At 64.6% G+C, this 8,393-nt stretch carries 7 protein-coding genes and 1 tRNA gene; 6 read left to right on the forward strand and 2 right to left on the reverse strand.

Translation table 11 applies throughout. The features are described 5' to 3' along the window. Positions 1-35: 35 nt before the first annotated feature. Positions 36-111: transfer RNA gene (locus A5906_RS42365), tRNA-OTHER, on the forward strand. A 98-nt stretch (positions 112-209) separates the two neighbouring features. Here the strand turns inward: A5906_RS42365 and A5906_RS12170 are convergent. Next, a complete protein-coding gene (locus tag A5906_RS12170; protein ID WP_080135437.1) occupies positions 210-587 on the reverse strand; it encodes an ArsR/SmtB family transcription factor in 378 nt (125 codons plus the stop codon). A gap of 112 nt (positions 588-699) precedes the next feature. Between A5906_RS12170 and A5906_RS12175 the strand changes: the two genes are divergently transcribed. The 3 genes from A5906_RS12175 to greA all read left to right on the forward strand — a co-directional run bounded on the left by A5906_RS12175 (position 700) and on the right by greA (position 6,156). Further along, on the forward strand, positions 700-1,869 hold the full coding sequence (locus tag A5906_RS12175) for an MFS transporter (RefSeq protein WP_080135438.1): 1,170 nt from the start codon (positions 700-702) through the stop codon (positions 1,867-1,869). A gap of 141 nt (positions 1,870-2,010) precedes the next feature. After that, a complete protein-coding gene (gene carB, locus A5906_RS12180) occupies positions 2,011-5,475 on the forward strand; it encodes a carbamoyl-phosphate synthase large subunit (protein WP_080135439.1) in 3,465 nt (1,154 codons plus the stop codon). 207 nt (positions 5,476-5,682) lie between these two features. After that, positions 5,683-6,156, forward strand: coding sequence for a transcription elongation factor GreA (gene greA / locus A5906_RS12185; protein ID WP_080135440.1), 474 nt, complete (start codon positions 5,683-5,685; stop codon positions 6,154-6,156). Positions 6,157-6,547: 391 nt separating this feature from the next. Here greA and A5906_RS12190 read toward each other — a convergent pair whose 3' ends face one another. Beyond that, positions 6,548-7,027 (reverse strand): Lrp/AsnC family transcriptional regulator, encoded by a 480-nt coding sequence (locus A5906_RS12190; RefSeq protein ID WP_080135441.1) that lies wholly within the window; start codon positions 7,025-7,027, stop codon positions 6,548-6,550. Between the two features lie 267 nt (positions 7,028-7,294). On the opposite strand from A5906_RS12190, the gene trxB reads away from it, so the two are divergent. Together trxB and A5906_RS44280 are read left to right on the forward strand one after the other, a co-directional pair. Beyond that, complete coding sequence (gene trxB, locus A5906_RS12195; RefSeq protein WP_080135442.1) at positions 7,295-8,260, forward strand: thioredoxin-disulfide reductase; 966 nt, start codon at positions 7,295-7,297, stop codon at positions 8,258-8,260. 5 nt (positions 8,261-8,265) lie between these two features. After that, positions 8,266-8,393, forward strand: a 128-nt coding sequence (locus A5906_RS44280; protein ID WP_245326710.1) for a LysR family transcriptional regulator, incomplete at its 3' end; no start/stop codon positions are given.

The raw sequence follows: 8,393 nt of genomic DNA on the forward strand, positions 1-8,393 counted from the left end.
TGGCTTGTCGCACTGCAATCGGTAATGTCCACGCCGGCCCGGTGGCGGAAGCGTCTACGCGAGGGCGGTGCAACGCTCTTCATCCTGGTTCAAATCCAGGCCGGGTCTCCAGCCTTCGCCGCTTACGCAGCTTCGGCTAGGCAAGCCCTATCGTAGCGAAGGCTGCCTCGGCGAAGGCCGAGACGGGTACGCTTCGACGCGCAACCGTCTCATTTTCGGTCAACCTCGACCAATTCGCACTCGGGCAGCAGTGGAAGCCTGTCCGCATCCTTGGCTGCGGAGCCGAGCACGGCATCGAGCAGGCCCGGGAAGCGCGCCTCCAGATCCTCACGACGCAGCCGCATGAAGCGGTTGGTGCCCGCCACGCGGGTCTGCATCAAGCCGCAGTCGCGCAGCTTGGCGAAGTGATAGGCGAGGTTCGACTTGCCGCTGAGCGCGCTGAAGTCGCTGCAGCGCAGTTCGCTGCTGACACGTTCCTGCTGGGCGAGCTGGTAGACGATCGCCAGACGGATCGGATCGCTCAGGCAATCCAGCACCATCGGCAGTTCGATCTGCTCGCGGGTGGGATGGTGGGGGGTGCGGCTCATGATCCCAGAATCATAGCGATGTGACTGCGATGTTCAATAGTTCTTGAACCAATTGACAGCGAAACCAGTTCGTTCGATAGTTCAATAAACATTGAACATAGGATTGCGATCGATGAGCGTGTTCTGGCTGGCCTTGGGGGCCTTTGCGATCGGTACTGAAGGGTTTGTGATTGCTGGGCTTTTGCCCGCGATCGCCAGCGACCTGTCGATTTCGGTCTCGGCCGCCGGCCAATTGGTCACAGCCTACGCCCTCACTTATGCCGTGGGCTCTCCCATCCTGGCGGTCGCGCTGAACAACGTCGACCGCCGCACCGTGCTGGCCCTGGCGCTGACCACCTTCATCGCCGGAAACCTCGCGGCGATGGTGGCCTCCAACTATCCCCTGCTGCTGGCCTCGCGCATGCTGATGGCGCTGGGCTCCGGGCTGTGCATGCCGACGGCGCTCGCGGTGTCGGTCGCCGTTGCCTCCCCTGAAAGGCGCGGCCGCGCAGTGGCGCTGGTCATCTCAGGCCTCACGGTTGCGACCGTCATCGGCGTTCCCTTCGGCAATCTCGTCGGCAGCCTGCTCGGCTGGCGCGCGACCTTTGCCATGGTCGCCCTGATCGGCGCCGTCGCGCTCGCCGGCCTGCTGCTCGGCCTGCCCCGCGGCCTGCCGCGCAACACCGCTTCGCTGAGCGAGCGGCTGGCGGTCGCCCGTCACAGCAACGTCCTGATCGCGCTGCTGATCACCATTCTCTGGGCGCTGGGCGGCTTCACCGTGTTCACCTATTTCGCGGTCCCGCTGCGCGACCTCGGCTTCGATGCCTCGCATATCAGCCTGGCGCTGCTGGTGTTCGGCGGTGCGGCCGCGATCGGGAACATGCTCGGCGGCGCGCTGGCCGACCGGCTCGGCACGCTGACCACCGCAGCGCTCGGGCTCGCCGGCATGGCCGCAGCCCTGATCCTGCATTCGCTGGTCCTCAAAATGATGCCCGGACAGGCGCAGTACGCCGTGCTGGGCGCGATCTTCCTCTGGGGCATCTCGGGCTGGGCGTTCTATCCGGCCCAGGTCGCCAGCATCATCCGGATCGAGCCGCAGGCCTCGATGATCGCGCTCTCGCTCAACGCCTCCGCGATGTATCTCGGCTTCGCCATCGGTGGGGCCTTGGGGGGCGCGGTGCTGGCCACCCTGTCGCCGACCGACCTCGGCTGGATCGGCGGATCGAGCGTTGCGGCCTCGCTTCTGGTGCACCTCGCCCGCGGCTGGCAGGCCCGGCCAAAACCCGTCAAAATTGCCGGTTGATGGGCGTTTTTCGGGGTTTCGCCGCCCCGAAAACTGGTCTAAGACCCACCCGCGCGCGAGGGAGACCCCCGCGCTCTCGCTCAAGGGACGCGCGGCAAGCGCGCCCTTTTTTTGTGCCCAAATTCCAGCCCGCGAGCGGTGATGCCTAAACGAACCGACATCTCGACCATCCTGATCATCGGCGCCGGCCCCATCGTGATCGGCCAGGCCTGCGAGTTCGACTATTCGGGCACGCAAGCGGTGAAGACGCTGAAGGAAGAGGGCTATCGCATCGTCCTCGTCAATTCCAATCCGGCCACGATCATGACCGACCCGGAATTGGCCGATGCGACCTATATCGAGCCGATCACGCCCGAGATCGTCGCCAAGATCATCGAGAAGGAACGTCACGTCATTCCCGGCGGCTTCGCGCTGCTGCCGACCATGGGCGGCCAGACCGCGCTGAACTGCGCGCTGTCGCTGCGCCGGCAGGGCACGCTGGAGAAGTTCGACGTCGAGATGATCGGCGCCACCGCCGATGCCATCGACAAGGCCGAGGATCGCCAGCTCTTCCGCGAGGCCATGACCAAGATCGGGCTCGAGACGCCGAAGTCGCGGCTCGCCAATGCGTCCGAGCTGAAGAAGTCCTTCCGCGACAAATACCATGCCGAACGCGAGAAGCTGTCGGGCGCCGCGCTCGAGGAACTCGACCGGCAATGGACCCTCGGCGAGAGCGACCGCCGCAAGCGCTACCAGGAATACGCGTTCGGCCAGGCCATGATGGCGCTGTCCGAGATCGGCCTGCCTGCGATCATCCGTCCCTCCTTCACCATGGGCGGCACCGGCGGCGGCATCGCCTACAACAAGGAAGAGTTCCTCGACATCATCGAGCGCGGTCTCGATGCATCTCCGACCAACGAAGTGCTGATCGAAGAATCGGTGCTCGGCTGGAAAGAGTTCGAGATGGAGGTGGTGCGCGACAAGAAGGACAATTGCATCATCGTCTGCTCGATCGAGAATTTCGATCCGATGGGCGTGCACACCGGCGACTCCATCACGGTCGCGCCGGCGCTGACGCTGACGGACAAGGAATACCAGATCATGCGCGACGCCTCGCTGGCGGTGCTGCGCGAGATCGGGGTGGAGACCGGCGGCTCCAACGTGCAGTTCGGCGTCAACCCGGAAGATGGCCGTATGGTCGTGATCGAGATGAACCCGCGCGTGTCGCGTTCGTCGGCGCTGGCCTCGAAGGCGACGGGCTTCCCGATCGCCAAGGTCGCGGCAAAACTCGCGATCGGCTACACACTCGACGAGATCGCCAACGACATCACCGGCGGCGCGACGCCGGCCTCGTTCGAGCCGACGATCGACTACGTGGTGACCAAGATCCCGCGTTTCGCCTTCGAGAAATTCCCCGGCGCGTCCTCGACGCTGACGACTTCGATGAAGTCGGTCGGCGAGGTCATGGCGATCGGCCGCACTTTCCAGGAAAGCCTTCAGAAGGCGTTGCGCGGGCTCGAGACAGGCCTCACCGGCCTCGACGAGATCGAGATCGAAGGTCTCGGCCGCGACGACGACAAGAACGCGATCCGCGCCGCGCTCGGCACGCCGACGCCGAACCGCATCCTTCAGGTCGCCCAGGCGATGCGGCTCGGCTGGTCGAACGAAGACATTTTCAACTCCTGCAAGATCGATCCGTGGTTCCTCGGCGAAATGCGCGGCATCGTCGACATGGAAGAGAAGGTCAGGAAACACGGCCTGCCCGGCAACGCTTTCGGCATGCGCACGCTCAAGACCATGGGTTTCTCGGACGCGCGACTTGCAGTGCTCGCGCAGACGACGGAGGCCGAGGTCACCGCGAAGCGCCACGCGCTCGGTGTCCGTCCGGTCTACAAGCGCATCGACACTTGCGCAGCCGAATTCGCCTCGCCCACCGCCTACATGTACTCGACCTACGAGTCGCCGTTTGCAGGCAGCACCGCCGACGAGAGCACGCCGTCGGACAAGAAGAAGGTCATCATCCTCGGCGGCGGCCCGAACCGCATCGGCCAGGGCATCGAGTTCGACTATTGCTGCTGTCACGCCTGCTTCGCGCTGCATGATGCCGGCTACGAATCCATCATGGTCAACTGCAACCCGGAGACGGTCTCGACCGACTACGACACCGCGGACCGGCTCTATTTCGAGCCTCTCACCGCCGAAGACGTGCTGGAGATCATCGCGAAGGAGCGCTCGAACGGTACGCTGCACGGCGTGATCGTGCAGTTCGGCGGCCAGACCCCCCTGAAGCTCGCGCGTGCGTTGGAAGCCGCCGAGGTGCCGATCCTCGGCACCTCGCCCGATGCGATCGACCTCGCCGAAGATCGCGACCGCTTCAAGCGCGTGCTCGACAAGCTGCGCCTCAAGCAGCCGAAGAACGGCATCGCTTATTCGGTCGAGCAGGCTCGGCTCGTCTCCGCCGATCTCGGCCTGCCGCTGGTGGTGCGTCCGTCCTATGTGCTCGGCGGCCGCGCGATGCAGATCATCCGCGAGGAGAACCAGCTCAACGACTATCTGCTCGGCACGCTGCCGGAGCTGGTGCCCGCCGACGTCAAGGCGCGCTATCCGAACGACAAGACCGGCCAGATCAACACCGTACTGGGCAAGAATCCGCTGCTGTTCGACCGCTATCTCTCTGATGCGACCGAGATCGACGTCGACTGCCTCTGCGACGGCAAGGACACTTTCATCGTCGGCATCATGGAGCACATCGAGGAAGCCGGCATCCATTCCGGAGATAGCGCCTGCTCACTGCCCCCGCACTCACTCGATGCGAAAATGATCGCGGAGCTGGAGCGGCAGACGCGCGAGCTCGCGCTCGGCCTCGACGTCGTCGGCCTGATGAACGTGCAATATGCGATCAAGGACGGCGAGATCTATGTGCTCGAAGTCAATCCGCGCGCCTCGCGCACGGTGCCGTTCGTCGCCAAGGTGATCGGCACGCCGGTCGCCAAGATCGCGGCGCGGATCATGGCCGGCGAGAAACTCGCCGACTTCAAATTGAAGAAGGCCGATCTCAAGCATGTCGGCGTCAAGGAATCGGTGTTTCCGTTCGCCCGCTTCCCCGGTGTCGACACGGTGCTCGGCCCCGAGATGCGCTCGACCGGCGAGGTCATGGGCATCGACCGCTCCTTTGCGGTGGCGTTTGCCAAGAGCCAACTCGGTGGCGGCACGCGGGTGCCGCGCAAGGGCACGGTGTTCGTCTCGGTGCGCGAGAGTGACAAGGTCCGTATCGCGGACGCCGTGCGTCAGCTGCATTCACTTGGCTTCAAGGTGCTCGCGACCTCGGGGACGGCGCGTTTCCTGACCGACCAGGGCATCCCGGCGGAGAAGGTGAACAAGGTGCTGGAGGGTCGGCCGCATATCGTCGATGCCATCACCAATGGCGACGTCCAGCTCGTCCTCAACACCACCGAAGGCCCGCAGGCACTTGCCGACAGCCGTTCGCTGCGTCGCGCGGCCCTCTTGCATAAAGTGCCGTATTACACCACTCTTTCCGGGGCCGTGGCGGCCGCGCAGGGCATCCGCGCCTATCTGGGCGGGGACCTTGAGGTTCGTACCCTGCAGAGCTACTTTTCGGAAACCTGATCGCGAGCTGCGGTGCCTCCGCCGCTAAGTGATTGGCAATGAAGCTACAATGGCCGGAGGAACTGTCCCGGCCATATGGTTGTTCTGTTCCGGCGCCAGACCCACATAACGTTCCGGTGGCGTGTTCAGCCCCGGACATATCGACGAATCAAGGTTGCCGCGCCTCACTGCTTGGTGGGGCGCGCCGGCCGAAGGACGAGAGAAGAGATGGAAAAGGTTCCGATGACCCAGGCCGGCTTTGTCGCGCTCGGGGAAGAATTGAAGAAGCGCCAGTCGGAGGACCGTCCGCGGATCATCGAGCACATCGCCGAGGCGCGCTCGCACGGAGACCTGTCGGAGAACGCGGAATACCATGCCGCGAAGGAAGAGCAGTCCCACAATGAGGGCCGCATCGCCGAGCTCGAGGACAAGCTCGCGCGGGCCGACATCATCGACATCTCGAAACTGTCCGGCGACACCATCAAGTTCGGCGCCACCGTGACGCTGGTCGACGAGGACACCGAGAAGAAGACGGTGTGGCAGATCGTCGGCGAGGTCGAGGCCGACGCCAAGAAGGGCCGCATCTCCATCACCTCGCCGCTCGCGCGCGCGCTGATCGGCAAGAAAAAAGGCGCCTCCGTCGAGGTCAACACCCCCGGCGGCGCCAAGGCCTATGAGATCACCAAGGTGGAGTGGCGGTAAGCATCTGCCGCTGCTTCTGCTGACGTTTCGAAAAGGCCGCGCGACGCGCGGCCTTTTTGTTCGGCGGGTTGCCGAGTGCTCGCGTGAGCATGAGACGCGCTCTCGCCGCTCGTCATTGCGAGCGCAGCGAAGCAATCCAGAATCCCTCCACCGGAGGCGGTCTGGATTGCTTCGTCGCAAGAGCTCCTCGCAATGACGGTGTGGCATCAGCGCGCCAAATCCTCGCGTCCCGGACGTGCTGCAATGCCCTTGGCATTGCTGCGCAGGAGCCGGGACCCAGAAAGCGACACGGGAAAACGCGGTGAATGGGCGCCCCGGCCCCGCAGCGTAGCGCACCGGACGATGCTTCGCACCGCCGGGGCGCTGCGCTGTGTCCGGGCACGAGACAGCCCTACCTCCGTCCCTTCACCTCGAGCGGCACCGCCGCCTCGTACTTCGAATTGTGCAGCACCAGCGACGTCCGCACGTTGCGGACGTGGGGCGCGGCGGTCAGGTGCGTCACGAAATCCTGGAAGGTCGCCATGTCGGGCGCGACGCATTTCAGGATGAAATCGACCTCGCCCGACAGCATCCAGCATTCCCGCACCAGCGGCTCGGCGCGGACGAACTCCTCGAAGGCGCGCAGATCCGCCTCGGCCTGGCTGGACAGGTGCACGGAGGCGAACACCGTGACATCGAAGCCGAGCTTGCGCGCGTCCAGGAGGCCGCGATAGCCGTGGATGTAGCCTTCCTCCTCCAGCGCCCGGACCCGGCGCAGGCAGGGCGGCGGCGAGATGCCGACGCGCTTGGCGAGCTCGACATTGGTGATTCGACCGTCGGCCTGAATCTCGGTGAGAATTTTCAGGTCGATCTCGTCTAGGCTCCGCGACACGTGAATGGAACTCCTGGCCTTTACGGCGGTATCGGGTGGGTCTTTCGCAATCCTCATAGCCCAGTCCTCACGGTTAGCGCAATTTTATTGCGCGTGCAGCGCAATCGACTTTTGTTCCTTGTTGGAAAAATCCGCCGACAGGGAATGCAATTCTTGCATGGCTCACCAGAAGGCTTAGATTAGCTCTGATATTTCAGCGCCTCCGCGAGGCCTCCCGGCACGTTCCGCGCCCGCGCTGCAAATCCCCCGTGAAAGGCGTCCATCGAAATGTCCGCTCCTGTTCATGCAAAGGTCGTCATTATTGGCTCCGGCCCCGCCGGTTACACCGCCGCGATCTACGCCGCGCGCGCGATGCTCGAGCCGATCCTGATCCAGGGCATCCAGCCGGGCGGCCAGCTCACCATCACCACCGACGTCGAGAACTATCCGGGCTTTGCCGACGTGATCCAGGGCCCCTGGCTGATGGAGCAGATGGAGAAGCAGGCGGTCCATGTCGGCACCCGGATCGTCACGGACCTTGTCACCAAGCTGGAGACGGCGCAGCGGCCGTTCCGCCTCACCTGTGACTCGGGCGACGTCTACCTCGCCGATGCCGTGATCCTCGCCACCGGCGCCCAGGCGCGCTGGCTCGGGCTGCCCTCGGAAGTAAAGTTCCAGGGCGGCGGCGTGTCGGCTTGCGCCACCTGCGACGGCTTCTTCTACCGCAACAAGGACGTCGTGGTGGTCGGCGGCGGCAATACTGCGGTCGAGGAGGCCCTGTACCTCACCAACCATGCCTCGCAGGTCACCATCGTGCATCGTCGCGATCACTTCCGCGCCGAGCGCATCCTGCAGGAACGCCTGTTTAAGCACCCGAAGATCAAGGTGATCTGGGACTCGGCCGTCGACGAGATCTGCGGCACCGAGAACCCGAACAAGGTCACCCATGTCCGGCTGAAGAACGTCAAGACCGGCGCGCTGACGGACGTCAAGACGGACGGCATCTTCATCGCCATCGGCCATGCCCCGGCGACCGAGCTGGTCAAGGGCCAGGTCAAGCTCAAACCATCGGGCTATGTCGAGGTCGCCCCGAACTCGACCGCCACCTCGGTGCCCGGCCTGTTCGCCGCCGGCGACGTCGCCGACGAAACCTATCGCCAGGCCGTAACGGCCGCTGGCCTCGGCTGCATGGCAGCGCTCGAGACCGAACGTTTCTTGGCCCTGCGCGCCAGCGAGCGCGCGGCAGCGGAATAACGATCATGCCCCGAACACGCGACGGATTTACGGATATGGACTGGGACAAGCTGAAGGTGTTTCACGCGGCGGCGGAAGCGGGCAGCTTCACGCATGCGGGCGAACAGCTCGGCCTGTCGCAATCGGCGGTCTC

The organism is Bradyrhizobium sacchari (assembly GCF_002068095.1).
In the GTDB taxonomy this organism is placed as follows: Bacteria; Pseudomonadota; Alphaproteobacteria; order Rhizobiales; family Xanthobacteraceae; genus Bradyrhizobium; species Bradyrhizobium sacchari.